The sequence below is a fragment of the Desulfonatronospira thiodismutans ASO3-1 genome (assembly GCF_000174435.1).
GTDB classification, from domain to species: domain Bacteria; phylum Desulfobacterota; class Desulfovibrionia; order Desulfovibrionales; family Desulfonatronovibrionaceae; genus Desulfonatronospira; species Desulfonatronospira thiodismutans.
The window spans coordinates 1079572-1105852 of record NZ_ACJN02000001.1 but is presented as its reverse complement, the minus strand read 5'-3'; the positions used below and the strand labels follow the sequence as shown (position 1 = coordinate 1105852).

Annotated in this window: 24 protein-coding genes and 1 tRNA gene; 8 read left to right on the top strand and 17 right to left on the bottom strand. The window is 49.0% G+C overall.

What is annotated here, in order from left to right; all coding sequences use genetic code 11:
* Positions 1-5: 5 nt before the first annotated feature.
* The 12 genes from DTHIO_RS05025 to DTHIO_RS04970 all read right to left on the bottom strand — a co-directional run bounded on the left by DTHIO_RS05025 (position 6) and on the right by DTHIO_RS04970 (position 12508).
* Positions 6-3242 carry a type I restriction endonuclease subunit R gene (locus DTHIO_RS05025; RefSeq protein WP_008869267.1) on the bottom strand — a complete coding sequence of 1079 codons (3237 nt, stop codon included), beginning with the start codon at positions 3240-3242 and terminating at the stop codon, positions 6-8.
* Positions 3242-5500 carry a GmrSD restriction endonuclease domain-containing protein gene (locus DTHIO_RS05020; protein ID WP_008869266.1) on the bottom strand — a complete coding sequence of 753 codons (2259 nt, stop codon included), beginning with the start codon at positions 5498-5500 and terminating at the stop codon, positions 3242-3244. Before DTHIO_RS05020 ends, DTHIO_RS05025 begins: the two co-directional genes overlap by 1 nt.
* A complete protein-coding gene (locus DTHIO_RS19535; RefSeq protein ID WP_008869265.1) occupies positions 5497-6645 on the bottom strand; it encodes a restriction endonuclease subunit S in 1149 nt (382 codons plus the stop codon). Before DTHIO_RS19535 ends, DTHIO_RS05020 begins: the two co-directional genes overlap by 4 nt.
* Positions 6645-8195 (bottom strand): type I restriction-modification system subunit M, encoded by a 1551-nt coding sequence (locus DTHIO_RS05010; RefSeq protein WP_008869264.1) that lies wholly within the window; start codon positions 8193-8195, stop codon positions 6645-6647. The genes DTHIO_RS19535 and DTHIO_RS05010 overlap by 1 nt, the downstream gene beginning before the upstream one ends.
* Before the next feature lie 49 nt (positions 8196-8244).
* Positions 8245-8502 (bottom strand): hypothetical protein, encoded by a 258-nt coding sequence (locus tag DTHIO_RS05005; RefSeq protein WP_008869263.1) that lies wholly within the window; start codon positions 8500-8502, stop codon positions 8245-8247.
* Between the two features lie 52 nt (positions 8503-8554).
* Entirely contained in the window at positions 8555-8794 is a 240-nt protein-coding gene (locus DTHIO_RS05000; RefSeq protein ID WP_008869262.1) for a DUF3006 domain-containing protein, read from the bottom strand.
* A 199-nt stretch (positions 8795-8993) separates the two neighbouring features.
* Positions 8994-9833, bottom strand: a complete 840-nt coding sequence (locus tag DTHIO_RS04995; RefSeq protein ID WP_008869261.1) for a ComEC/Rec2 family competence protein — start codon at positions 9831-9833, stop codon at positions 8994-8996.
* A gap of 42 nt (positions 9834-9875) precedes the next feature.
* The gene (locus DTHIO_RS04990) at positions 9876-10553 is read right to left on the bottom strand and encodes a SprT family zinc-dependent metalloprotease (RefSeq protein ID WP_008869260.1); all 678 of its coding nucleotides are present in this window, start codon (positions 10551-10553) and stop codon (positions 9876-9878) included.
* Positions 10554-10695: 142 nt separating this feature from the next.
* The gene (locus DTHIO_RS04985; protein WP_008869259.1) at positions 10696-11205 is read right to left on the bottom strand and encodes a putative molybdenum carrier protein; all 510 of its coding nucleotides are present in this window, start codon (positions 11203-11205) and stop codon (positions 10696-10698) included.
* 1 nt (position 11206) lies between these two features.
* The gene (locus DTHIO_RS04980; protein ID WP_008869258.1) at positions 11207-11821 is read right to left on the bottom strand and encodes a hypothetical protein; all 615 of its coding nucleotides are present in this window, start codon (positions 11819-11821) and stop codon (positions 11207-11209) included.
* Positions 11822-11828: 7 nt separating this feature from the next.
* The gene (locus DTHIO_RS04975) at positions 11829-12017 is read right to left on the bottom strand and encodes a hypothetical protein (RefSeq protein ID WP_008869257.1); all 189 of its coding nucleotides are present in this window, start codon (positions 12015-12017) and stop codon (positions 11829-11831) included.
* Positions 12018-12431: 414 nt separating this feature from the next.
* Positions 12432-12508, bottom strand: a tRNA-Pro gene (locus tag DTHIO_RS04970).
* A gap of 184 nt (positions 12509-12692) precedes the next feature.
* Between DTHIO_RS04970 and DTHIO_RS04965 the strand changes: the two genes are divergently transcribed.
* Positions 12693-13355, top strand: a complete 663-nt coding sequence (locus DTHIO_RS04965) for an ArsR/SmtB family transcription factor (RefSeq protein ID WP_008869256.1) — start codon at positions 12693-12695, stop codon at positions 13353-13355.
* 68 nt (positions 13356-13423) lie between these two features.
* On the top strand, positions 13424-14182 hold the full coding sequence (locus DTHIO_RS04960; RefSeq protein ID WP_008869255.1) for a 4Fe-4S binding protein: 759 nt from the start codon (positions 13424-13426) through the stop codon (positions 14180-14182).
* Positions 14183-14249: 67 nt separating this feature from the next.
* Here DTHIO_RS04960 and DTHIO_RS04955 read toward each other — a convergent pair whose 3' ends face one another.
* Positions 14250-14717, bottom strand: coding sequence for a periplasmic heavy metal sensor (locus DTHIO_RS04955; RefSeq protein WP_008869254.1), 468 nt, complete (start codon positions 14715-14717; stop codon positions 14250-14252).
* 609 nt (positions 14718-15326) lie between these two features.
* On the opposite strand from DTHIO_RS04955, the gene DTHIO_RS04950 reads away from it, so the two are divergent.
* The gene (locus DTHIO_RS04950; protein WP_008869253.1) at positions 15327-17645 is read left to right on the top strand and encodes a hypothetical protein; all 2319 of its coding nucleotides are present in this window, start codon (positions 15327-15329) and stop codon (positions 17643-17645) included.
* Between the two features lie 251 nt (positions 17646-17896).
* A complete protein-coding gene (locus DTHIO_RS04945; RefSeq protein ID WP_244156313.1) occupies positions 17897-19180 on the top strand; it encodes a glycosyltransferase in 1284 nt (427 codons plus the stop codon).
* Positions 19181-19340: 160 nt separating this feature from the next.
* Here the strand turns inward: DTHIO_RS04945 and DTHIO_RS21815 are convergent, their stop codons facing one another.
* The 4 genes from DTHIO_RS21815 to DTHIO_RS19530 are packed head-to-tail and all read right to left on the bottom strand — an operon-like array spanning position 19341 to position 23347.
* Positions 19341-19517 carry a hypothetical protein gene (locus DTHIO_RS21815; protein WP_008869251.1) on the bottom strand — a complete coding sequence of 59 codons (177 nt, stop codon included), beginning with the start codon at positions 19515-19517 and terminating at the stop codon, positions 19341-19343.
* A gap of 4 nt (positions 19518-19521) precedes the next feature.
* Entirely contained in the window at positions 19522-21123 is a 1602-nt protein-coding gene (locus DTHIO_RS04940) for a response regulator (RefSeq protein ID WP_008869250.1), read from the bottom strand.
* On the bottom strand, positions 21123-21572 hold the full coding sequence (locus DTHIO_RS04935; protein ID WP_008869249.1) for a response regulator: 450 nt from the start codon (positions 21570-21572) through the stop codon (positions 21123-21125). Before DTHIO_RS04935 ends, DTHIO_RS04940 begins: the two co-directional genes overlap by 1 nt.
* 41 nt (positions 21573-21613) lie before the next feature.
* Entirely contained in the window at positions 21614-23347 is a 1734-nt protein-coding gene (locus tag DTHIO_RS19530; RefSeq protein ID WP_008869248.1) for a PAS domain-containing sensor histidine kinase, read from the bottom strand.
* Positions 23348-23900: 553 nt separating this feature from the next.
* Between DTHIO_RS19530 and DTHIO_RS04925 the strand changes: the two genes are divergently transcribed.
* From DTHIO_RS04925 to DTHIO_RS22900, 4 genes are all read left to right on the top strand, one after another.
* Positions 23901-24353, top strand: coding sequence for a DUF1931 family protein (locus DTHIO_RS04925; protein WP_008869247.1), 453 nt, complete (start codon positions 23901-23903; stop codon positions 24351-24353).
* A 216-nt stretch (positions 24354-24569) separates the two neighbouring features.
* On the top strand, positions 24570-25271 hold the full coding sequence (locus DTHIO_RS04920; RefSeq protein WP_008869246.1) for a methyl-accepting chemotaxis protein: 702 nt from the start codon (positions 24570-24572) through the stop codon (positions 25269-25271).
* 206 nt (positions 25272-25477) lie between these two features.
* Positions 25478-25834: a helix-turn-helix domain-containing protein gene (locus tag DTHIO_RS04915; protein WP_008869245.1), complete on the top strand. Its 357-nt coding sequence runs from the start codon at positions 25478-25480 to the stop codon at positions 25832-25834.
* 199 nt (positions 25835-26033) lie between these two features.
* Positions 26034-26249, top strand: coding sequence for an Abi family protein (locus DTHIO_RS22900; RefSeq protein WP_144311447.1), 216 nt, complete (start codon positions 26034-26036; stop codon positions 26247-26249).
* The last annotated feature ends 32 nt before the right edge of the window (positions 26250-26281 follow it).

Sequence of the window (26281 nt, the reverse complement as noted above, 5' to 3'; positions counted from 1 at the left end):
TATATTTAAGCCGCCGCATACACACTTTGCCCAACCCCATAATATGACTCGTATACATGCTGATATACAGCAGTTGTTTTTTGTTCAAACAACTCCGGGGTAAAGGCCCTGGGCAACCCCTCGTCCAGGATTTTTTCAATGGTTATGCGCACCTCAGCTCTGGTCTGCTGACGCTTGCGCCAGTCCAGGACCAGCTTTTCTGTCTTGAGTTTGGTTAATAGTTCTTTGGCGGTAGCTTTCACTTTCTTCCGGTCTGAGTCACTTAGCTCCAAATCCGGCTTGGTTAAAAGGTCAAACAAGGCAAGTTCCTCTTCGCTCAGGTTCTCGGATACTGCTCTTTGTTCCTCCAAGTCTAAGCTTCTGACAATCTCTTTAAGCTGACGGAAAAACTCCTCGGCGTTCATGCTTCCTTCATTGTACTTCTCAATTAATTTTTGAAACTTTTCCATGTAATTTATGCGGGTTCGGTTAAGCCGGACCATCATCATAAGCTTTCTTGCTACCATGCCTTTAAGCTTTTCATTAATGGTCTTTTTACGGCCCTTTTTGAACTGTTCGGCCAACTTTTCAAAATCAATTCCGCTCAGATCTATCAAGTTTTCAGGGTTGTCTGGCGTTGACTCAGGCATGACATAGCCTTCAGGCTTGATGGAACGGTCCAGCAGTTCCTCTACTTGTCCCATGACTAGAGAAATATCAGCTGGAGGAGTCAGGTTGCGAATTTTCTGTGCAATAATCTGAATAGGGGCCACCTTGACTGAAAAAGCTTTGGCTTCTTGGTCTGGAAGTACTGCCTTGTACAGCCTGTCAACAGTCTTGGCCAAGTCAAGATATTTGCGTTTTGCTTCCTCTGAGCCCACCAATGATTCAACAGCATCATCCATGTCTTCCTGTCTATTGATTATGCCTGCCTTCTCTAATTGTTCCGGTGGGACCAAAGCCTTGAGGGCATCATCCAAAAGTCCTATTCTTCCAAAACCTTCTGCCTGTTCAATACGTTCCAGGTCAACTCCATGTCTCTTACAAAACTCTTCAGTTTCCCGAAGGGACTGCTTCAAGGCCTCCAGAAGAGCTGCCTTATCTTCAACAGGTCTATTCCCGTCATCTTTTCCACCTCTGGCCCCATAAATGGCCAGAGCTTTTTCCAGGTCACGGAATACTCCTGCGTAATCCACAATAAGCCCACTGACCTTTCCTGGATATACTCTGTTGGCCCTGGCTATAGTCTGCATCAGGGTGTGATTGCGCATAGGCTTATCCAGGTAGAGGGTTGAGCAGGAAGGCACATCAAAGCCGGTCATCCACATGGCACAGACAAAGACCAGACGGAAAGGGTCCTCTGGGTCCTTAAACCTGTTCTCCAGGTCCTCTTCCAGAATGCGTTTTCTGTGAGGACGAATATCCAGACCCTTCTTCTCCATATCGCCAATTTCGTTTTGTCCCTGGGAGACCACCACAGCCATGTCGGTTTCCTTCATCCATTTTAAACGCTCTGATAAAACGTCCTTACTCTGGCTGTCAGCCCGGACAAGTTCTTTTTCCAGGGAATTAATTTTCTCCTGCCAGTATTTCTGCACTTTATTGAACATACGTATGGCAGTAGCCTTATCTATGCAAATCATCATGCCTTTGCCTCTAAATCCCCTGGTTATGAAATGGGAGACCAGGTCTTTGGATATGGCTTCCAGCCTGTCTTCCCGGGTTATCAGGTGGTATTCACGGGCAAATTCACGCTCCAGCTTTTTCTCTTGTTCTTCGTCCAGCTCAGCTTCTTCAAGAATACGTTCCATCTCTTTGTCGAGGTCTTCATTTTTGAGTTGCAGCTCTGGTATCCGGTTTTCGTAGTACAGAGGAACAGTAGCCCCGTCATCCACAGACTGTTTAAAGTCATAAATGCTGACATACTCTCCAAAAACCTCCCTGGTCTTTTCCTCGCCGACGATCAGGGGAGTGCCTGTAAAAGCCAGAAAAGAGGCTCTGGGCAGGGCGGTGCGCATGTTCATGGCCAAAGTATCATACTGGCTCCTGTGCGCCTCATCTGTGATAACTATGATGTCTTCACGTTCGGAGAGGACAGGGTGAATCTCTCCTTTCTCAGTGCGGAACTTATGAATCAGGGTGAACACATAACGATGGTCTTCGGTAAGCAGTTGGCGCAAGTGCTGACTACTCTCAGCCTGGGCTCGTCCCTCCGTAACCACACCGGCTGAGACAAAATTTTTATAAATCTGGATGTCCAGTTCATGGCGGTCTGTCACTATTACAAACGTCCAGTTTCCCGGCCTCTTACGCATGACCTTCTGAGCAAAAAAAATCATGGAGATGCTTTTGCCACTGCCCTGGGTATGCCAGAAGACTCCAAGCTTTCCCTTGTGCTCCTGGATGTTTTCCAGGGCCTTGATGGCGTTTTTGACTCCCAGGTACTGATGGTTCTTTGCAATCAGCTTAATTAACCCCCCTGGAACTTCCTGAAATATGGTGAAGTTTTCCACGAGTTCCAAAAGCCTGGAAGGTTCGCATACTCCTTTGAGCATTGTCTCCAAAGACACCCTGCCAGGTTCTTCCTCATCATCGATTTTCTTCCATTCTGAAAAGTACTCCCAGCCTGCGGTCACGCTACCGACCCTGCTCTGGCTCCCATTGGAGAGTATTATCAGCGCATTAGTCCAGAAAAGATGGGGGATAGTGTCTTTGTAATCACTCAGGTTGCAGGTAAAGGCAGTTTCCAGACGACGATGAATAGCCTTCAGTTCCATCAGAACCAGGGGCAGCCCATTTACAAAGCCAACAAGGTCCGCCCGGCGGGTATGCATCTCTCCTGTCACCCAGAACTGCGAACAGAGCAGAAAATCATTTTTTAATGGATTTTCCCAGTCAATAATCCTGACCCATTCAATCCTCTCTTCCTCATCCTCAGTATTTGGAACACTGACCCGCATGCCATGTTTTATCAGTTCGTATATCTCTTTGTTGGCGGCGGCCAGGCTCATGCGAGAGCGGTCCTTGCTCAGCTCTGTAATAACCTCTTGTAACGCTTCAACTGGGATATCGGGATTTAGTTGCTGAAGGGCCTGCAGAAGTCTTGTTTTTAAGATGGCCTCACCCTTGTTTTCCCGGCCAAGAGAGCTTGAGCCATGGTCGAATTCACTATAGGCATCAAAAGTCTTCCACCCCAACTCATCAAGCATGGAAATGGCAGGCTGTTCCACCAAGGTATTTTCTGAGTAGTCAGAGGGGGTCATTAATTGAACCTTTGTTTGATATATTCCTGGGTCTGACTCGGGGAAAGCTCAGTTGTAGCCGGTCCGGTACGGATAAAAAATCTTTCCCTGTCACCCTCTTTGACAAAAACTGGCGTTGGAGCCTTTGCGCATTTTATGACCATAACTCGATTGTCTTCATGGTCATCAAAGCGGGCATGTATGTTTGTCATTGCCGATACCCCCAGGCGGGATTTAACAATGTTCACCAAGTGCTGGCTCATCTTGTCATCGTTTTCAAAGCCATCTACCTGAATACCCACAGGGGTGCCGTCATCGGACACCCCAACAAGCAGGGTGCCTCCGTTGGTATTTAAAAAGGCTGCCAGTGTCTTGAGCACAGCATGCTCGATTCTTGGGTCCTTGCTGCCGGTATGGAGATTAACCCGAAGTGAAGCCTTGAATTCAATGTCATCGGATTCACCGTTCATCACTACTTTTGACAGGTCCAGTTCTTCCTTTGCCAGCTCTTCTTCTGCTTCGCCAGTGAGCAGTGTGGCGTAACCCTCAGCAATAACCTTTGCCATTAGTTCACGGCGTTTTTCCAGAAAATCCCGGTAATTCATGTGCTCCCAGCCTGAGGGCAGGGCATGCATTCGATACATCCGTTCAAGTCTTTCCTGCTTAAATCTTTCCGACATCTCCGGAGCATACTCAGCAGGTGACTTGTCTGATATATCTATGTTGTCCCCCCATTCTACCAGGGCATAATTGGCGATTTGGTTGGTATCCCGGACTGAAGTGATACCCTGTTTCTTCAAGTACCCTTTGGGAAAAAGATGATGTCTTTCTACAGCAGACTTATGGGCTTTTATGGCTGGGTCCAGCATGTCAGTTACTTTGCTGTGGGAAAATAAAGCCCGGGCATCCAGAAGCACCAGAGCAGCATAATATGCAAATAGAGACGGGCTTCGGGGTGATGAGGTAGCCAAGTCGTTGGGTAGTGTCAGGTTCCAGAAGTCATTTGTCAGAGTGATATCGCACACATGATTCAGCCTTTTTACAAAGTCCTCTGCGGAAGCAACTTCTCTCAGTTGTGCCAGGTCGAATTCCATTGCCGATTCCGGGGAACTGCTGAAACGGCCTGTTACTGCTGACATGAAAAACCAGCGGGCAATCAAACGGCGAAGGGCGAACTCCTCAACCTTATATTCAGTCCGCCCGATAAGATACAGGATATATGAGAATATCAGGTTGTTCTGGGAACTAATCATCTTACCGCTTCTGAATCCTGCCTGCCGGATGCAGTTCATGAAGTCATGCCAGTATTGCAGATTCAATGTCCTGCTCTGAGCATCTTTAAGCAGGGCAAACTGTTTATCCCGAAGTTCATCACTGAATTTTTCTGTTTCCAGGTCCTTACCTCGAAGTATCGAGTACACATACTTGAGTCTGGCACGTTTAAAGGCCACCCCCACAGCCACGCGAAGCAGCTGGTCAGGTGACGGATCAATGAAGTGATTGAATGGAGATGCTTTATCCTTGGAAGGCTTTCTTGATTCACGGCAGAAACGTTCCAGTTCAGAACGGCCCTCATCCCAGAACACTGACATCAGGGTCAAGATAAAGTCGGCCTGGTTTAGGGGTGTACCCTTGCTGTTGATCCTCACAAACACATCTGACACGGCTTCTTCATTGACGTCCGGCAGCAATTCCAAGGCAGTGAATGGGAAGCTCAATAAACCCTGCAGCCTACTTATAGACTTTTTTATAGCCTTGTTCTCTTCAGGAGTAATTTCACGCGAAACGTTTAATCCTTCCAGGTAATTCTCCACCACCTCAAAAAGGTCAGTATTGTCGTTCCACAAAACTGATATGTCAGGGATAAAAGTCTTGTCCCGAATTATTGCCGCATCAGAGACCTCGAATTTTTCTTCCAAAGGATTGAAGGCTATTTTAATGCACTCTGTTTCAAAGTTTTCCCTCAAGACAGGGACACTTTTGATAACAGCGTAAAGAGAGGTTAAGCGCTGCTGTCCATCTACAATGACTAGCCGTGAAGGTTTTTGCTTGTTGTCCGTACCTATGGTTCGAGCTGAATCTGCCGCCAGTCCGTTGTGCCAGAATAAGAAATAGCCAACAGGATATCCTTTATACATTGAATCAAACAAGTCACGGACCTTAGCGTTTTTCCAAACAAAAGGACGCTGGATGTCCGGTAACCCTATGTCACCAATGGCTATGCTCATGACCAGCGAATCAAGGTCATAGTCTACTTTATTGAATACTGTTTTGCTCATGCTTTAGCCTCCTCCGGCACATTGATATCCAGCTCGGACACATCCAGTTCTCCAGATATGAGTCTGGGCAAAAGAAGGTCACGGGTTTGGCGAAGGATTCGGTTTTTTAAAGATAAGTTTCTAACCATATGTAGTAATGGATATACCTCTGCAGAAAAGCTGTTTAGGATATGAGGGGGGGCCTCCACTGCAACAATTTCCATCAAATCTTTAGGGTAAACATGCGGTTGAGCAGCTCCTCTTTGCAGCCTAGTTACTTCATGCTGTCTTTCTTTTAACTGAAGATAGAAGAAATAGACATGCTCGGTTGTGCTTCTGTCAATTACCGAACAATCAGAAGCCCAAACATACTCATGGTAAAGACTCACAAAACCCGCGTTTGCCCCAGAAGCGCTTATAGTAACTACTGGATGCTGAGTGTTTGCTGTATTATGATAGTAGGCAGGCTTGATTCCCCCTGCGACTACAGGTATTGAACCGGGTACAATAGTTTTTTTTGTTATATTTTGACCTTTCCTGACTTTAACTAGATTCCCTAGCTTCACAGCCTCCCACCCTTCAGGAATCTTCCCCAGCTCAGAGTCAACAAGCCTGACCTTTTCATGGCCTGGGAAGCGGAATTTGACAAACCACTCCCGGTAAAGGTTCTGGGCCATCTCTTCCAGGATCTTTATCCGCCGCAGGTTGTTTTCAATCAGGTCATCATAGGCTGAGAGGATGGAGGCGATTTTGCGCTGGATGGGGAGGGGGGGTAGTGGTATCTGTGCTCTATTAAGCAAAGACATTGTTAAGAATTTTGTAGCCACACCAGTGGAAATACTTTTCATTAACTCAAGCTGAAGTCTAAGCGCATAGTATACATACCGGGTTAAGCATTTTGTCTCATTAATACTACGAATGGCGTAAGTTCTCTGATAAACATCAAATTTGCCTTTGAAATATTTCAAAGGGTAAACCCCCGCTGCATTGTTACCTGCAAGAAGCACATACTCCCCATCAAATGACCAAGTATCTGTCCTGTAAGTCTCTTGACTACAGGTAAAAAAAGGATACTTGCCGTCTGGCTTAGCAGCATTTGAGTTCAATTTTCCGGTCTTAAAGTTGACTATTTCTTCTAGAGGCGATTGCTGAAAATGACTGAGCATCAATCCTTCTCCAACAACCTAACCACATTCTCAGCAATCCTTTCTTCGAGCTCCCTGGCCTCGACATTCAGACCTTCCAGTTCCTCGTTTAGCTCTTCAAGCCTTTCCTTAAAGTCAAAGTCTTCTTCCTCCCTGGCAGCCACACCCACGTATCTGCCTGGATTCAGGCTCCACCCCTGGGCCTCTATGTCCTCCAGAGTAGCCCCCTTGCACAGACCGGGAACGTCCACGTACTTCCCGTCAGGAAAGTTTTCATCCATCAGTCCCTGAGAGTCATGCAGGTTTTCAGGCTCCTCATTCCGGTACAGCCTGGCGATATTGGCAAGAAACTCTATCTGAGCAGGTGTCCAGTCCCGGTGAGCACGGTCTATCTGGCGATAAATATGCCGGGCATCAATGAACAGGACCTTGTCTGCCCTGTCAGTGTTTTTCTTACCCCTATCCAGAAACCACAGGGTACAGGGCAAGGTCACAGTATAAAAGAAGTTGGAACCTACAGCCACCATCACGTCAACAGAGTTGGACTCGATAAGCTGCTTGCGGATATCTAGCTCAGAACCACGGGCATCTGATGCCGAGTTCGCCATGACAAATCCGGCTCTACCTTTGTCGTTAAGAGCGCTGTAGAACATCTGAATCCAGAGAAAATTGGCATTGTCTGGCTTGGGTAAACCAAAAGGGAACCTGGGGTCATCTTTGAGCCGGTCCTTGTCCACCCGGTCCACGTTGAAGGGCGGATTAGCCATGACATATTCGAATTTAGCCTTGGAGTTATGCAGGTCTTCGTAATAAGCGTTGCCCTGGCGGATATCTCCCCCCAGACCATGAACAGCCAAGTTCATTTTCCCAAGGCGCACTGTTTCAGCCACCTTCTCCTGGCCATAAATACTTAGCTCAGATCCGGGATTTTTCCTGTGCTCCTCTACAAAGTGAGCGCTTTGTACAAACATACCACCTGAACCGCAGGCTGGGTCATATATCCGACCATGGTAAGGCTCAATGATTCCGACAATTAGTTTGACTATCGCAGTTGGAGTAAAAAACTCTCCACCCTTCTGCCCTTCGGCCCGGGCAAAGTTACCCAGGAAGTACTCATAGATTTTTCCAAAGGCATCGCCCTCAATATCCATTGGAACAGAGTTCATGGTTTTAAGCAGTTCTTTGAGCAGGTAGTTTTCAAAGCGGTTGTATGTTTTAGGAAGTACTTCTCTGAGGTCGGTATTCTCAGCCTCAATGGCCCGCATGGCATCGTTTATTGCTGCTCCAAGGTTGGAGCCTTCAGGAAGTTGTATCAGGTATGAAAAACGAGCTTTTTCTGGAAGATATACGACACCTCTGGCATGATAATCTGCCGGACCGATTTTCCGTCTCCCACCTCCAGAACATTCTAATTCCTTGGCTGCGGCTTTGAATTTATGGTCGGCGTACCTCAAAAACACCAGCCCCAGGACAGGGACAGAGTACTCTGAAGGTTTCAGCTTGGAATTGGCTCTCAGCTCATCGGCAGCAGCCCAGAGTCGAGCTTCAACTTGGTTTCCATTGCGGTTCATTTATGCTCACTCTCTTGTTTCATGCATAATTTATTTAACTTAAACACAATCATTTTTTGAAAGAAAAATCGTTGTCAATTTCCAGTTTATTAAAAACTGATGACATGTCAGACCCTGGCATTCTATAAACTTCTTTTACATGCTTGGGGGGTACTCCAGACTGTAGAGCAATTAAAACTAACAACCTATTCGTTCTGTTTGTGTTTCTCCATATTAACAATGGAGCTATTAAAATGGCTATCAATAGGGCTAATAGAACTATTAATAAAACTATAATTACGGAAGCACTTAAAAATAATTCTTCCATGTTAATCCCCTTCTTTACGAAACCTTAAATTAATAACAAGGTAAAGATGCAGCTATTGCTTGTATGATGTTCTTAACCTTTCCAGCTTGCTCCGAATCTTATGCCTTCTCTCCGTGGTCTTCTCAGGCGCAGGTAATAAATTGCCCGTATCATCCAGTATCAACCAGTCACCTTCCTTGGAGCCCTCAGGCAGTTCATCCACCCTTACTACCCACTCCTTTTCTTCCTCACCAATCAAAAGCGTTGCCATATCAGTTGATATCACGTCTATGACGACATACTGCTTACTCACAAACCAGTCCTTGTTCTTTGATATCCAGAAGTCGACCCTGACCGATCCCCCTAATTTCAGTAACCCCCCGACATTTTGCCAAGCGACCCTGTTTTATAGCTTGAGCACGGCTTTCGCCAATATGAATAATCTGAGTAAGTTCTGATTTGTCTGCCTGGTTGAGGTCAACACAATAGTCTTGTGGTTGAGCAGATTTTTCTTATGGCACTCTCTGGCTCTCAACCTCAAAACTTCCGTCACTTTGGGCCGTGATGGTTATGGTTCCGTGTGTAGCGGTGCCTATGGTTTCTATTCCCAGTCGTTCCAGGGTGGACAGCGTTTCGTCATGTGGATGCCCATACTGATTATCCTCGCCAGCCTGCCATATAGCAAGTTCAGGGTCCACAGCTTCTATCCAGTCAGGGTGGCTGGATGTGCTGGAGCCATGATGGCCCAGCTCCAAGACCTGGGCTGAGACATCCACTCCCGACTCCAGGATCTCCAGCTCTCTATCCTGCTCAATATCTCCGGAGGTTATCGCAGCAAAATCTCCGTATTCAATCCGGACCACAATATTCATATCGTGCAGATGACCCTCGTAATCAGCTGCGGACCTTTCCGGGTGCAGGATTTTCAAGGTCATGTCTCCAAGCTCAAAAGATTCCCCTCTGGATGGCTCGTGGTAGGCTGCCTCGGATTCAGCTATGGCATCAATGAATTTCTCAAATGTGTTCGTAGTATGTGTCTGACCGTTATACAGTACTTTATCCACGTCCTTTCGCTGCAAAACCCCAACCAGTCCCCCGATATGGTCTGCGTGGCCGTGGGTAGCCACCACCTTGTCTATACGGAATATATCCCTGCCGGCCAGATAGTCAGCTACGTCATTGTAGCCCCAGCCGGCATCAATCAGGATTTTATGGGTATCTGACTGAATCAAGACACAATCCCCCTGGCCAACGTCAATAGCAGTGACGGTGATCTGGGAGTGTGCTGGTGGGGAAAAGAAAGCCAGCAAGAAAAGAAGGATGGCGGAAAGAAAGGTCTTTTGACCAAGCACAACATTTTCCCGCGAGCTCAAAATAGATATTATATGAGACAATTATTTTTCACCGAAATACTTTTTCGCCATTAAGACTTTCATTTTATCTAAGTCTAAGGTATCAAAGTTACCTTCCTCGCCATTATCGGGTCTAAACAACTCTTCTCTTTCGTAAGCATAAGTGGTTCCTATTTCTTGATTGAGCCTTAAGTCTAGATCAATCGACTTCAAGCAAAAAAGTGGGCTGTGAACAATACTGTCTACATGCTGATCAAACATTAATAGCTCATCGAGATTAGGCACTTGCTCTGACAGCTTTTTGTAAAGTTTTATTAAAACATATTGGAAAAAGAATTCATGCTTAAAAAGCATACATTCAAAAGCATGAATCATTTCATGAAGAAGAACTATATCGTTGTCTTTATATTCTTCCGCAATCTTTATAGTACAGCTTTTGGGAAAACATTTTCCAGCATAACCCTTTGGCTTTTTGACAATGATAAAACGCCACCTTCCCAATGTAATGCCAAACTCGGTATAAAAATCACGCTTAACTTTTACCCATTTACCGCCAATCCACGTTTCTTTTCCACTCAGTTCTTCTTCAAAATCATCCAGATTCATATCGCCAAAGTATTTCTCTTCAAAATCCGTGGCTTTATACCACAATGCGATTTCATCTTTATTTTGCATTGCGAGCCATTTCCGCCATTTGTCTTCTTTTTCTTCTTCTTTCATAAGCTCTCCTTTTGCATGTAACTGGAATCTTTATTCAAGAAACTATGAGTTAGCTCCATTTTTTGACAAGGCTGCGGCATTTGATAATGTAGGAGCCTGGATACTTATGCCAGACGAAAAAGCCTAGGTTAGCTAAGCAAAATCACTGCTCCTCTACAACTGGATAGCATTTCTTGGCATGTTCCAGCAGCAGCATCATCGCAGTTTTGACCAGTACTTGTGTGCCTGGATTTTTGCTCTCCCTGGGACCAGCCACGTTCAGGGTATAAACATTGTGGTCAAGCCCCCATTTCCAGATAATCTCCGGGTCCTGATTCAGGGCATGATTGTCCAGATCAAAAAGATAATATGGTCTGCCGTGTTTCTGGGCCAGCTTGACTGTCAGCGCTGTTCCACCTTCTGGCTCACCGTAAAAAAATATCAGAGTGCCGTCAGAATCCATCACATTGGCTTCTGTTCGGCTCTTGTACTCAGACGAAGAATGCTCCCGAAGAGGGTATTTCGCAGGTATAGGGCCAGCTTCAGATTTTCTGGCTTTGGGACACCAGCCTCCGCAAGAATATTCTAACTCAAGAGCAGCATCCAGAGCACCTTGATCGGCACCGGTCTGGCCGCCGGAGACTATCTTTTCGAATATTTTGCGCTGCAGCATATCACTCTTCCAGTTCAATCCTAAGTCTGCCATCCTCTACCCGCAGGTCTTTAACTCCTTCACTGAATATATCCCACACTCCACCGCCTGGGCCATCAGCCTGGACCAGATCCTTTCCCTTCCAGCCTCCCAGCCAGGCCGAAGGTATGGGCACGCCCATCACACTGATTCCTTCAAGGATAACAGTTGGTCTTCCGTCTGCATGCCCGACACGGAGGCCTGCAGATATCTCCACAGTTTGCCCGCCAATGCCAGGCACATCCTCAGGCATATCAACAAGCAGGATCGCTGATATTGTTTCTTCAGAGAGACTGAAAGATGCTCGGTTGGCAAGGTCCGGGTCTCTGGCGACTATGGCATTGAGCTCACGTTCGGTGAGGTAGATTACCCGGTCATCGGGTCTTTCATCGTAGAGTTGGGATTTGTCAGTAAGGGCTTTCACTTTTTGATCTAATTCAGCCTGTTCCTGAGAATCCAGCACCACGGGAGAGACTTCGGGCTGGAATATCCAAAGTCTGGCAACCAGGAGAGTGACCAAGGCAGCAATAACTGCTGTCAGGACAACAAGAATTACAACTGCGGGAAGGCGTATTGATCTGCGAGCTGGATGGGACATAAAAACCTTACTGACCTTTTTTCCTGTCCTGGAGCTCCTCGGTGATCTGTCTGACCCTGTCCAGGTATTCTTCTTTGGTGATTACTCCCTTTTCCAGAAGCAGGGAGATCAGAGCCTCGTGCTGAATCATATTTGAGTAGGCAATTTCATCCCAAGTAACTGCTTGGGTCTTAGGGTCACCGCCGTTTTCAGGCATTACCGCCTCCTGGTGTTATTTATGGTAGGGAGTGGGTCTCGAATAAAAGATTTTTGGTAAGTTTTCAATAGGAATAAAGTGAAGATCTGGCAGATTTCCCGGGAGCTATCAAGCTATCTGGGGCAAACAAGCAAAGTTTGAGTGCCCATTAAAGGCCACAGGAGCCCCGTAGAGGCCCCTCTAAGCCAAAACCCAGGGTAAGGTACGGGTTCAAACGCTTTCGGCTACATAACGTTTAGAGGCAAAAAATGCCGAAGTCTTGGAGCAACATATGCTACATAAGAGGGGGAAACGATAAAAAAAAAGACATGATGCGCAGAGAGCCGTGTGAATTTTTTTGGGGACAAAGCGGGGACAAATCCTAAATCCACAAAAAATGGGGTTACGATTTTCACCGTAACCCCTTGATATCTCTGGTCGGGATGGCAGGATTTGAACCTGCGACCCCCTGAACCCCATTCAGGTGCGCTCCCAGACTGCGCTACATCCCGTAAAAAATAAATTATTACGACTTCATCTGCCGGATGTCAACCGGATTTTCACCCGCCTTGATTTTTTGTTTTTCCATGACCATCAGCAATAGTTTAAGTCTCAGGTTTTTTTGCTTGACAAGCAAGCTTTCTTAAAATATTCAATCGATCAATTGAATGTTTAATTTTGTGCCGGGAGGGTTGCATGGAAGATACGGTAGAGACCAAAGACAGGATTTACGAGCAGCTGGCCAGGGTGGGAAAGGCCATTTCCAGCCCCAAAAGGCTTGAGCTGCTGGATCTTCTGCGGCAGGGCCCCAGGAGCGTGGAGGTACTGGCCTGTGAGTCAGGGTTGAGTGTTGCCAATGCTTCCAGGCATCTGCAGGTACTCAGGCAGGCTCAGCTTGTAGAGGTGGAAAAACAAGGCAAACAGGTGATTTACAGTGTGGGGGACCAGAAGGTGTGTGAGTTTTTCCAGACCATGTGCAGTCTGGCTGAGGCCAGGCTGGCCGATTTTGAGCGTTTAATGCGCAAGGTTGCAGAAAACGATCCCTACTTAGAAGAGGTGGACAGATCTCTTCTCATGCAGCGGGCCAGGGAGGGAAGCATCACTGTCTTAGATGTGCGCCCTGCCCAGGAATACGCTGCCGGGCATATCCCCGGAGCAGTTTCTGTTCCCCTGAATGAACTGGAAGAGCGTATTCAGGAAATATCGCCGGAAAACAAAATTGTGGCCTACTGCCGTGGTCCTTACTGCCTGCTGGCCAGCAGGGCTGTAGAGCTTCTTCGTTCAAAGGGTTTTGAAGCTGTACGCATCAGGGACGGAGTACACGAGTGGAAGATGCATGGACTGCAGCTGGAACGATAAGCCCGGAGACCAGATAGCAGAGGACAGAAAACTTTTTGTTCAGCATGAAAAATTAAAAGGAGATAAATATGAGTAAAGCAGACAAGCAATCCAAAGGCACGGCCTGCACCCAGGCCAAATCCATGTTTCAAAACGTCCGCAACACCACCCAGCTTTTTGCGGTGCTTCTGTCGGCGCTGCTTTTGGGGCTTGGCGTTTATTATTTTAATATCCTTTTTGTTCTGGGGGCTCTCCTGGCGGCTTTATTTGCCGGCCGGGTCTTCTGCGGATGGATCTGCCCCAACGGTGCCTGGATAGATCACGGGGTGAGCAGGTTTTCGCGTTATAGAAAACTGCCGGGGATATTGAACCACAGGTGGTTTGGCTATGGGTTTACTTTTGTTTTTTTAACCGCGTTTGCCTTTGTGCACTGGAATGTGCAGGGCTCGGCCTGGGTCTGGCTGGTGCCCATCGGCATGATGGGAGTGCAGGTCAGCCTGGCCACAATACTTGGAGGCCTGTATCATCCCAGGAGTTTTTGCTCGCATATATGCCCCTGGGGCGTTCTGGGCGCTCTCATTGGTAAAAAGGGGCGTTACCAGATGCGTATAGATACCAGTTGCAAGAGTTGTCATACCTGCGCCAGGCAGTGCCCCCTGGGCGGTATCCTGGAACCGGCCATCGCACAGGTCAAAGACAGAAAAGAGCCTGCACAGGTCTCAACCAGCTGCATGCGCTGCATGCGCTGTGTAGGTGCCTGTCCCACCAATGCCCTGCAGTTCGGGGTGCATGAAGATGCTTCAAAACAGGTTAAGGGCCAGGAGCATCCGGCTGTACAGTCGGGATAAAGAGTGGTTTGACAAAAAAAAGGGCGGCAAACCTGTTGCCGCCCTTTTTGGGTCAGTTTATTTTACCTTACCAGCCGCGTCCCTGGCCGCCCTGGCCTCTGGCTCCCTGACCTCTGTCACCCCGGTCCCGGGGTCCTTGGCTTCTCAATTCACCCCTCATGCCCGGGCATGCACCATATTCCTGCCTGTGTTCAATCCTGTGCTCCAGGCGGGTTTCAAAAAGCTCCTGGTTCAGTTGGATCAGTTCGCTCTTAAGCTCCTCTATCCTGCCCTGATCCGGATCCTGGGAAGCCAGTTCAGCGTTTAGTTCGGCATTTCTGGCCTTTTTCATCTGCCTAACTGGGTATACCTTTTCCTGGTAAGCCTTTCTCTGCTCCCAGAGTTCCTGCTGCTGTTCTTCGTCCAGCTGGGACCATGCCGCTCCCGGTCTGGCCTCATCGGACCATCTGCCCTGCTGCTGGGCCATAGCTGCCGAAGCCAAAAGAAGAACCGCCAACAAAGCAACTGCAAATCCTGTGTAAACTTTTCCTGACATAAAAACCTCCTGTGTTAAAATTGAATTTGATTAGATATTTGCAAGGGTGATGCCAAAAAAATAATGTTTATATTTCAGTATGTTAACAGTAAAGGTGCAGTCAGATCAAAGTGGTAGTGCAATTGATTGCACTTGTTGTGCAAGGCCGGATTGGATAGGTTCACAAAATTTTTAAGGTAGCACCTGAATCCGTGAAAGCAGGCTCCGAAATTTGTCAAAAAGGCCGCAAAAACTCACTCCAAGGCAGACTAAATCAAAATCCGGGCCTTGCCCGGTCTAACATGCTGCATGAACTTCAAAATACTTATACAAGTTAAATCAGATAATTAAAGGATTTTGATTAAGTCTGCCTAAGTCGCTCAGATCCCGCACTTACTTTCTGGCAAATCTTGATTTGAAAGTTGGGCAGAAATCGCAAAAGTAAGTGCGGGACGGCCTTTTTGCCAAACCCCGGAGCCTGCAAGGATATATGTCGAAAAAAGTATACTTCACGGATTCAGGGTAACAGCATGATATTGCAGATCCTGATCTGTCTGGTTCGGCTGCCAAAAAGCTCTTGCATGGAGTGCCTGAAAATACTTATTTTTACAGAACCGACAGAAACAGTTCATGGAATGGTTACGTGCGCTGTATGCAAGCAGGAATGATTCTGAAAAAACAAAGGAGGCGCTTATTTTACGCTGGCTTCCCTGGAAATATTTTGTAAGGCGGGCCGCCAGAAGCTACGGCATCATCGATCCCATAAGGCTCATGGCCCGAATGCGTAGATTCTCCCAGCCCTCGGAGGTGAATGAGCCTATTGAACTCTTGCGTGCGGGCATAATTTTTCATGCCCGGGGGCTTATAAACACCAGGGCCATTCAACACAACCTGGACTGGGTCTGGCCTTTCTGGGTGCAAAAGCAGTTCAACCCCGACGATTCTTCGTTTATTCCCCGGGCCTTTTCCATCACTCACGTCAACCTCACTCACCGCAACTGGACAGCTGTGGGCCACCCGGATCTGCCCCTTTATCCCATTGTGGACCCCAGGGGCCTTGTCACCCCGCACATTGACGGCTGGTCCCTGGACTTCTGGATTGTGGATAAAGACGGAGAGCATCTGCTGCCCTCCAGGGCTCAGCAGGCAGACCAGGAGTTGCGCCTGGAGTCCGACCTGGAGGTGGCTACACAGGTCAGACGGCAGGGCAGGGATTTGCGCAGCACAACCCGGGTAGAGGTGGAAGAAAATGCTCCCCGGGCCAGAATCAGAATAAATGCCGAAAGCAGCGACAATGCCTGGCTGGCGGTGAGTATCCGTCCCTATAATCCTGAAGGTGTGCAGTTTGTGGAGAAACTGGAGTTTCGGGAAAAATCCTGCAGCTGGCTTATAAACGGCGATTATACGGTTTTTCTTGAAAGGCAGCCTGAAAAAATCCTGCACGCAAATTACCTGGAAGGCGATGTTTTGCATGGAATCCAGGAAAATGACATGCAGGAGTCTTACAAGGTCAAATGCCCCACCGGCATGGCCACGGGTGCGGCCCTTTACCGCCTGCAGCCAGGTGTTGAACAGGAACTGGACATATCCGTGCCCCTGGGGGGCGAAAAAGCCGGAACAACAGGTCGCATTTCAAGTTCCAGGGAAGCCTGGAAACGATCGGTGCAGGGCACTGCAGCCTTGAATGTTCCGGATAAAAAAATGCAGTTTATATATGACGCAGCTGTTCGTTCTATTTTGCTTCTATCGGCTGATGATGTAGTTCCCGGGCCTTATACATACAAGCGTTTCTGGTTTCGTGACGCATGCCTCATGCTTAATGCCATGCTGGCCCTGGGGCTGGATGAACGTATTGAAGTACAGATGGATCGCTTTCCCGGGAGACAGAAGTATAGCGGCTATTTTCATTCCCAGGAAGGGGAGTGGGATTCCAATGGTCAGGTGCTTTGGATCATGGGCCGGTACCAGGACTTTACCGGGGGCAGGATCAGCAGGGACTGGTGGAAGGCCATGGAAAAGGCGGTTAAGTGGATAGACAGAAAAAGAATGACCAGTGCAAAAAACCAGTTGCATGCCGGGCTGCTTCCGGCAGGATTCAGCGCTGAACACCTGGGCCCCAATGATTATTATTACTGGGACAACTTCTGGAGCCTGGCAGGACTGCGCGTAGCAGCCCGGATTGCACAAAAGGGCGGGGATGAGAGGCTGGCCGGATATATATCCCGGATCGCGGACAGTTATCACCGGGATATACAAAAGAGTATAGCTTCCATCCCGGAACGTAGAAAACAGGGAGCGATCCCTGCCTCTCCCAACCGGCGCATGGATGCCGGGGCCATTGGCTCGCTGGTTGCGGACTATCCTTTGCAGCTGTACCCGGTGGGCAGTACTGAAATACTCAATACGGCCAGGTTTCTCATGCAGAACTGCTTTCACCGGGGCGGATTTTTCCAGGATATGATCCACTCCGGAATAAACGCCTACCTGACCCTGGATATCGCCCAGACCCTGCTGCGCCACAAGGAGCCGGGGTTCAGGGACCTGGTGGAGGCTGTAGCTGACATGGCCTCGCCCACGGGGCAGTGGCCCGAAGCCATACATCCCATTACTGCAGGGGGCTGCATGGGCGACGGGCAGCACGGCTGGGCTGCAGCGGAATGGATAATGATGATGCGCAATATGTTTGTCCGGGAGGAAGAGGGCGGTCTTGTGCTTTTTTCCGGGGTTTTCCCTGAATGGATAACATCCGGACAGGAGGTTTCTTTTGGTCCGGCTCCCACTGCTTATGGAACAGTGGATCTTGCACTTTACAGGGAAGAAGGGCAGTATTTTGCGTCGGTACAGGGCACATGGAAAGATGGTCTTCCCGATATCACCATTGCTGTGCCTGGTTTTGAAGAAGTACGCACTACGGACCTTGACCGGCCTGTGCAGCTTCTGCCGGTATAGGGGCAAAGAGTTAACAGTTATCAGTTAATTGTTAGTATGTTAATATGTTAATTAAAAATTAGTAATTTCAGATTGTTATGTGATGAACCCGTCCCGGTAACTGGTTTTCAAGAAATATGCAGTAAATCCAGCGTGCTGTACGAATCACACTTCAGGTTTGATGGAATGTCCAGACAGACAAAAGACAAAACTTTTCTGGCAGCACAGGCTATTGTGAACACTATAATAATGGACGCAGCATGAAAATATGCATGTTTACCAATACTTACCTTCCCCATGTGGGCGGGGTGGCCAGATCGGTGGATTTCTTTGCACAGGATCTGCGCAAAATGGGCCATGAGGTGCTGGTCATCGCTCCCACGTTTCCGGGGTTGTCTCCGGGGGTCGAGGAAGAGGGCCGGGTTCTGCGGGTGCCGGCCCTGCAGAATTTTAACGGCAGCGACTTTTCCGTGCGTCTGCCGCTGCCTTTTACCATCAACAGGCAACTGGAGAAGTTCCGCCCGGATATAATCCACAGTCACCATCCTTATTTAATGGGAGATTCCGCCCTGCGCATGGCCATGCAGCATGACCTGCCCTTAGTCTTTACCCATCATACCCTGTATGAGCGCTATACTCACTATGTTCCCCTGAATTCGGAGAAAATGAAGCGTTTTGTGGTAGAGCTTTCAACGATGTATGCCAACATGTGCAGCATGGTAGTGGCCCCGAGTGAAAGCATAGCCCTGATGCTTGAGGAAAGGGGGGTCAAAGCGCCCATAGAAGTCATTCCCACCGGAGTGGACCTGGATTTCTTCGCTGCTGGAGATGGTCAGGCCTTCAAAGAAGAATGCGGCCTGGAAAAAGCACGCCTGATCATAGGCCATGTGGGCCGCCTGGCTCCGGAAAAAAATCTGGAATACCTGAGCCGGGCAGTTGCTCTTTACCTGCAAAAAGACCCCGGAGCGGTCTTTGTGGTGGTGGGAGACGGACCCAGCAGGGAGGACATCCGCGATATTTTTCAGGAAAAAGGTGTCTTGGACAGGCTGGTCCTGGCAGGTCAGAAGACCGGGCAGGACCTTGCCGATGCCTACCGGGCCATGGATGTCTTTGTTTTCTCCTCCACCACCGAGACCCAGGGCATGGTCCTTGCCGAGGCCATGGCCGCGGGCAATCCGGTGATCGCCCTTGATGCATCCGGAACTCGCGAGGTGGTAAGAGACGGTGAAAACGGACGGCTTCTGGATGCTCAAAGCTCTGAGCATGAGTTTGCCGGGGCTTTAGAGGAGTTTGCCGGGGATAAAAGCAGGCAGCAGGAGTGGATGCAAAACGCCCTGAAAACTGCTGCATCCTTTTCCCGGGAAAGCAGCGCCGAGAGCATGGCCGGGCTTTATGAGAGGGTCATAAAGTCCTTTGTGCAAAAAGATACCTGGGCATCCCATGAGCTGGTCTCCTGGGATTCGGTGCTAAAAGGCATCCGGGCCCAGTGGCAGCTGCTGTCCCACAAGACTAAGGCAGCAGTGAGTGCTTTGAAGCAGGAAGGAGGGCAGAGGTAGATTATTTACATCAAAGGCAGGTAAGCATTCAGGGACTGCCGGCCCGGGGACAGTCCCCGCGACACCTTTCCTGCACAATTAAAATATGACTAACGCCAGGTTGGGTGAACCTGCAAAGATAGTACATAGCGGGGACAGTCCCCAGGGCATAGAGAAGCATCTATTCTTCATCATTTCTGTTTCTTCTTTCCCAGGCCTGGACGAAAAAGTAACAGGCTATGAGCCAGGGAAATATGGACATTCCTTCCAGAAATCTGCCCTGGGAGAAGGAGTAGGTACTGTAGGCCAGACCTGCAAGCAGAAAAACTATTAAAAACACAGCAAAATACATATTCATCTTATTATCCTGAAGACTTGAGTCCCTGCACCACCCCTGGTCCGAAAAATTTCCTGAATACGTTGCGGAAGTCTTCCAGGCTTACAGGTTTGCCCAGGTAGTCGTCCATGCCGGCGTCCAGGAATTTTTCCCTGTCTCCAGGCTGGGTGTGGGCGGTGACTGCAATTATGGGTATCTGCACATTTCTGATGGAACCGTTTCCCCCCAGGTTTCTTATTTCCCGTGTGGCCTCTACTCCGGTCATGACCGGCATCTGAATGTCCATGAGTACACAGTCAAAACTGTGTTCCTGCACAAGCTCCACCGCTTCCCGGCCGTTTTTGGCCATGCTTACATTATGCCCCTCTTTTGTCAGCAGATTTTTGATAAAGATCTGGTTCATGGGGTCATCTTCAGCCACCAGGATATTGAGTGCTTTGCCCGGGCCGGGTTCCTGCTCCTTTTGCAGGGGAAGACCGGCATCCTCTTCTGGAAGGGTTTTCAAGGGCATGGATACATGCATAGTGGTACCCTGTCCAACTATACTGTCAACCTCAATTCGGCCTTCCAGCAGATCCAGCAGGCGTTGCACCACCACCAGGCCCAGGCCGGCCCCCTGGTATTTGCGGGTGTATGATCCGTCTGCCTGGGTAAAGGGCTGAAACAGTTCATTTATTTTGTCAGGGGGAATGCCGGTGCCGGTATCAGCCACGGATATATGCAGTAGAAGTCTGTCCTGCTCCTGCTCAGCAAGCCTGATGTCCAGGCTGATACTGCCTTGATCCGTAAATTTGAAAGCGTTGCCCACCAGGTTGAAAAGGATCTGGCTGACCCTGGTTGCATCTCCCATTACTTTTTTGGGTATCTGAGGGTCCAGGGAAATATCAAAGTGGATGCCCTTTTCCCTGGCAGTAATTATGAACAGGTCATGAATGGACTCGCATACATGACTGATGCTGAAGGGGTTTTCCCGGATATACATTCTGCCGGCCTCTATGCTGGACAGGTCCAGAATGTCCGAGAGCAGCCTGGTCAGGCGCTGAGCTGCTGATTGACCCAGGCGGATGTATTCCTCCTGCTCAGTGTCCAGTCCGGTGGAGGAGAGAAGCTGCAGCATGCCCACAATGCCGTTTAATGGAGTGCGAATCTCGTGGCTCATGTTGGCCAGGAATTCACTTTTGGCTCGGCTGGCCACCTCTGCTGCCTCCTTGGCCGCCACCAGGGCTTCGTGGGCCTCTTTTTTCGCCCGGCGGTTCTCGGCTTCTTTGAGTTCGCGCCTGACAGCCGGGGCCAGCCTGGCCAGCTTGTCCTTCATGATGTAGTCGTTGACCCCGGCTTTCATGGCTTCCACAGCGGTTTCCTCGCCAATGCTGCCCGAGACCAGGATGAAGGGCAGATCCAGTCCGCTTTCATAAAGGACGTTCAGAGCCTTGAATGAATCCATTTCCGGCATGGCGTGATCAGAGATAATGAGATCCCAGGGCCTGGACTGCAGGGCCTGGCGCATGTGCTCTTGAGTCTGCACATTTTCATGGGCAACCTGCCAGCCTGCTTTTTTGAGATTTCTCAGTATCAAAAGGACATCGTCATGAGAATCTTCAACAATTAGAACGCGCAACTCAGACATCATGCCTCCTTTGGGGCTGGAGGTGGTTCGTTTAGAACCAGCCAGTAAAGACCCAGTTGGCGGACTGCTTCAATAAACTGTTCAAAATCAACCGGCTTGCGGACAAAGCTGTTGGCCCCCAGGCTGTATGTTTGCAGACGGTCCCGATCTTCCCTGGAAGTGGTGAGTATTACCACAGGCAATAGACTGGTGAGCTCGCTGGCGCGGATACGGCGCAACACCTCCATGCCGTCAAGGCGCGGCAGCATCAGGTCCAGCAGTATCACCACCGGCTGGATACTCAGGTCTCTTCCCTGCCAGGCCCCGGTGCCGAAGAGATAGTCCAGGGCTTCTACACCGTCTCTGGCCACCACAAGTTCGTTGGAAATATTGTTCTTTTTAAGGGCCCTCTGAGTCAACAGGACATCATCAGGGTTGTCCTCCACCAGAAGAATGGTTTTTTGCTGCATACCGCCTCGTTGATATTTCCTGGATTGAGTTCCTGGTTACTCTAATTCTCCCCGCCGCCCAGAGTAAAGAAAAAAGTTGTGCCTTTTTCCGGTTCTGAATCGGCCCATATGCGACCCTGGTGTTTTTTGACTATCCGGGCGCAGGTGGCCAGGCCTATGCCGGTTCCGGGATACTTGTCAGCTGAGTGCAGCCGTTTGAAGGGAGCGAAAAGTTGTTGGGCGTACTGCATGTCAAACCCTGCCCCGTTGTCTGCTATGAAAAACACCTCCTGGCTATCCAGAACTTTCTGGCCCACTTCAATTGCGGCATCCGGATTGTCCTTAGTAAACTTCCAGGCATTGCTGAGCAGGTTTTCCAGAAGGATTTCCATAAGGGCCGGGTCCGCCTGGGCTGTCAGTGTCTCCTGAATCTGGATGTCCACGTGGTGGTCAGGATTTTCCTGGGAAAGTTCAGTGCATACTTTGCGGGCCAGTTGTGAGAGGTCCACTGGCAAAGGCTTTAGTTCGGCTTTGGAAATCCTGGAGAGTTTTAGCATTTCGTCGATGAGGTGTCCCATGCGCTGGGTGGCGCTGCGTACCCTTTGCAGATAATCTTTGCCCTCATCATCTAACTGGTCGTGGCAGTCTTCCAGAAGGGCCTGGCTGAAACCGTCAATACTCCTCAAAGGAGCTCGCAGATCGTGGGAAACTGAATAACTGAAGGCCTCCAGTTCCCGGTTCAGCTCTTCAAGGCGGGCGGTACGTTCACGCACCTTCTGTTCCAGGCTCTGGTTCAGCTCTCTAAGCTGAATTTCAGTCTGCTTAAGCCTGGTTATCACCTCGGTATAAAGGACTATTCCGCCGATGGATCCGTCAGCTTTATACCAGGGCCGGCACTGCCATCGGGTGTAGTCGATGCTGCCGTCGGGCCGGATAAAATGGTCGTCGTCAGAGCTGATGACCTCTCCCTGCAGGGCCCTGGCATGCACCTGCCGCCATTTGTCAGGGATTTCCGGGAATACCTCGTAATGGTGCCTGCCGATGACATCCCGTGTTACCTGGTAATCATCCAGATATCTCTGGCTGACATAGATATAGTTCATATTCCGGTCATGCACGGCTATGGCACTTGGGTCATGGCGGATTATGTACTGCATCAGATCATGCCAGGCCCGCAGCTGTTCCTGGTTTTTTTTGTGTCCGGTTATGTCCTGCACAAAGACCCCGGCCCCGTCCTGTCCCTGAAAATTGAAAGGTACGGCCTGCACATTGACGTCTACGTTTTTTCCGTCAATCGTAGTAAATACCTGTTCCAAAGCAGGGACCTCCTGCTTATCCCGGTTCAGGGACTGGATTCTTTGTTTGACCTTTTCCCTGAAATCCGGATGGACATGATCAATTACCGGTTTGCCCAGCATTTGTTCCTGGGAGGAGGCTCTAAAAAGATTCAGGGCCTGGCTGTTGAGGTAGGAAAAACTGCCGCCGGTCTGGATGAAGATGGGCAGCGGAGACTTATCCACCAGAAAGTGATACTGTTTTTCGCGGTCAATGAGGTCCTGGGTCCGTTTTTCCCAGGAAAGGACCTGCTGTCTCAGGATACAGTAAAGGATGATTGCTGTGACCAGGACAAAGGCCCAGCCTTTGTAGGTCTGCACCTGGATCAGAAGCTGCGGGTCGTCCACCAGCAGGGCCACCGCCCGGTCGGAAAGGCCGATCCACAGTCCGGCCAGAACAGCGTAAACAAGAGCGGTGCGGGATGGAATAAAGGTTTTTATATCGCTTTCTGGATGTGTCATGTCTGCTTTGGTATATCAACTGCCCAGGCATCAGGTCGCCGCTGTCTGACAGCTTGTCATTTTTCAATATAAACTTTGTGACTGTATCTTTACCGTAATCTTAAGAATATTTGCATGTTTTTGTCAATTGAATATGTTTTGAACAGGGTGGGGCCTGCAGGCAAATACTGAAGCAACTATCGGATTCCACAGGATTTTTCGGGCATAATTATGAATTTCTATACCCGGTAAAGCGTGACCATTCAGGGGGGGGGGTGATCAATGGCACAAGGCCAGGGGACTGTCCCTGCTATGTAATAATTGTGCAGATTCAACAAATTTAGCACCTGTAATTTTGTGCGGGAAAAGTGTCGCGGGGGCTGTCCCCAGTCACGCCAGAGGCGTGATTTCGGCGTCCCCTGAATTGTTACCTTAGAATGGTTACGGCAAAGCACAGTCAAATGAATTTTGCCGGATTTGACTGATTTCGGGACCTGTTTATTGTACAAGATGCGCATACAGGTCAGCAATGTGGTAAGTGACCTGTAAATAATGAAAAAGGAGGAGCGAAGTTATGACTCAGATATTCGGAGGAAAGAAGTTCGAAGCTCTTTTTCGTAATGCCGCAGGCCTGGATATGGATAAAAGCGATCTTAAAAGGCTTTATGAAGTAGTAAATCAAAAAATGCACGACATGCTGGAGATGGGCGTGGTTACCGCCCAGGCCAACGGCAGGGATGTAATCCAGTTTTATGACCTGCCCATAACCATGGCCTTTAAGGAGCAGTTAAGGGAAGTGCGCGAGTATGACGAAACCCTTAACCTGGAACCCATTCTTGAACAACTGGCCACCCTGCCCAAGCTCAAACTGGATTACAGCTCCGAGGTGGAAAATGCCCTGCCCGAGCTTACAGGAGCCATAACAGTCGCCCTGGCCAAGATGTTCAAGGCCGTCAATCCGGAACTTAAAAACCCCAAGCCCCAGGATTGGGAAAAGGTCATCAGCGTATTCAACATACTGATCTGATGCATGCCTCAAGCAACAGGCTGAGACAGCCTTCTGATGCGCCTGCGGATAGTCTTTTCTGCAGGCGCATCATACAGGCGGCTTTTAAGCATGGGGTTGCAGGTCCAATGGTTTTAAGTTTATATTTTCAGAGAAGGGCCGGAAACAGCAAGGGTGTCGGGTGTTGAAGCCCGGGCCGGTGATCCTGCTTTTGAAAATTTATGGAATGGGGGTGTTATGGTTGAAAACGGGGGTCTGCAGCAGGAACAGGGCATCAAAGAAGCCCGGGAGCTGGCAAAAGCTTATGAAAGCATTGCCGGCCGGATGAATGGTTTCATGTTTCGCTGCCGTAATGACGAACAATATACCATGCTTGTTTTGGTGGGAATGGTGGAGATGATCACCGGTTACGCACAGAAGGATCTGCTTTACAACCGCAAAACCTCTTATGTTTCCCTGATTCATCCTGATGATGTTCCAAAAGTTGATACAGCTATAGAAAAAGGCATAAAGGCCAGAAAAAACTGGGCTGTGGATTACCGGATAATCTGTTTCAACGGAAAGGAGATGTGGGTCAACGAACATGGGGGAGCAGTATACAACCAGGAAGGGCAGGTGGAATACCTTGAAGGCGTTGTGGTGGATATAAGCGACCGTCTTCAGGAGATTGAGCGCCGCAAAAGCATGGAGCAGGTCGGAGAACTCAGCAAAAAAATCATCAAGGAAACCAAGAATATTCTACATCTTCTGCAGGCCCTGAAAACCCTGGGCTTAAATGCCAGGCTGGAGGCCGGCAGGGCCGGGGAGGCCGGGAAGGGGTTTTCGGTGATAGCCGACCAGGTCAAGGAACTGGCTAAAGAGACCGGAACTTCTGCTCAATCCATAAACGATCTCATAGCCGAACTGGAAAAGAGACTAAAGGATGCCAGTGAGCAATGATGATTTTTACAGAAACTCCGGCTCATAAGCCATTAAGCGCAGTTTTCCCCTGCATCACAGGCAGTACACTTCCAGAGCAGAAAATATTTCACCATGGAAGGGCATGAAGATCATGAACTCAGGGAAACGTATCCATTTTTATATCGGGTGGGCGGATTTTTTAAAAAAACCTTGACTTCGTGTATTATGGAGTCCACAATGGACTTATGGAAACACCTTTTGGATCATATGTCCGTGAAAAGCGCCTTGAACTGAAAAAAACCGACAAGAAGTACTCCTTGCGCCAGGTGGCAGGGAGAATCAGCGTTGAGCCGTCCTATTTGAGCAGGATTGAGCGGGGCTGGCCTGTGCCTCTGTCCGAGGCGAAGATAATCTCTCTGGCCGGGGAGCTGGGGGAAAACCCGGACCTGCTTCTGGCCCTGGCCGGCAAGGTCTCCTCAGAAGTCCAGGAAGTCATCCGCAGCCGCCCGGAGCTCTTTGCCGAACTTATAAGAAACCTGAAAAACATGCCCGACCATGCAGTCCTGCGCCTGGTGCGTGAAGTGCGTGACGGGGAGTGGTGAAAAGGCATTGGGCATTACAGGGTCTGCGCATAATTCTCGGAGACCGTCCCGGTTATCCGGCTGTAGGCAGAATGTTGTCTCGAATGCGGGAGAGTTGAAAAAATTTCCTTGACAAGCGTGGCCGTGATGAATGATTGTAAATCAACAATACCCGTCACGCCTCTTCTTTTTTTAGAAAGCGCACCAGGCGGGTTTTTTTATGTCCAGTCCCCGAAAATTTTTAGATAAGCCTGCCTTAAGTCTTGAAGAACAGATCAAACTCCTCTCAAGACGTGGACTGTTAATTCAAGATCCATCACGTGCCTTTCACTATCTACAGTACATTGGGTATTATCGTCTGTCCGGATATTTTTGGCCCTTTCAAGTCCCCAACGACCATGAACATAAATTCCAGGCCGACACCAGTTTTGATTAAAAAAGAAAATGGCTTTTACTAATGGGGATGAA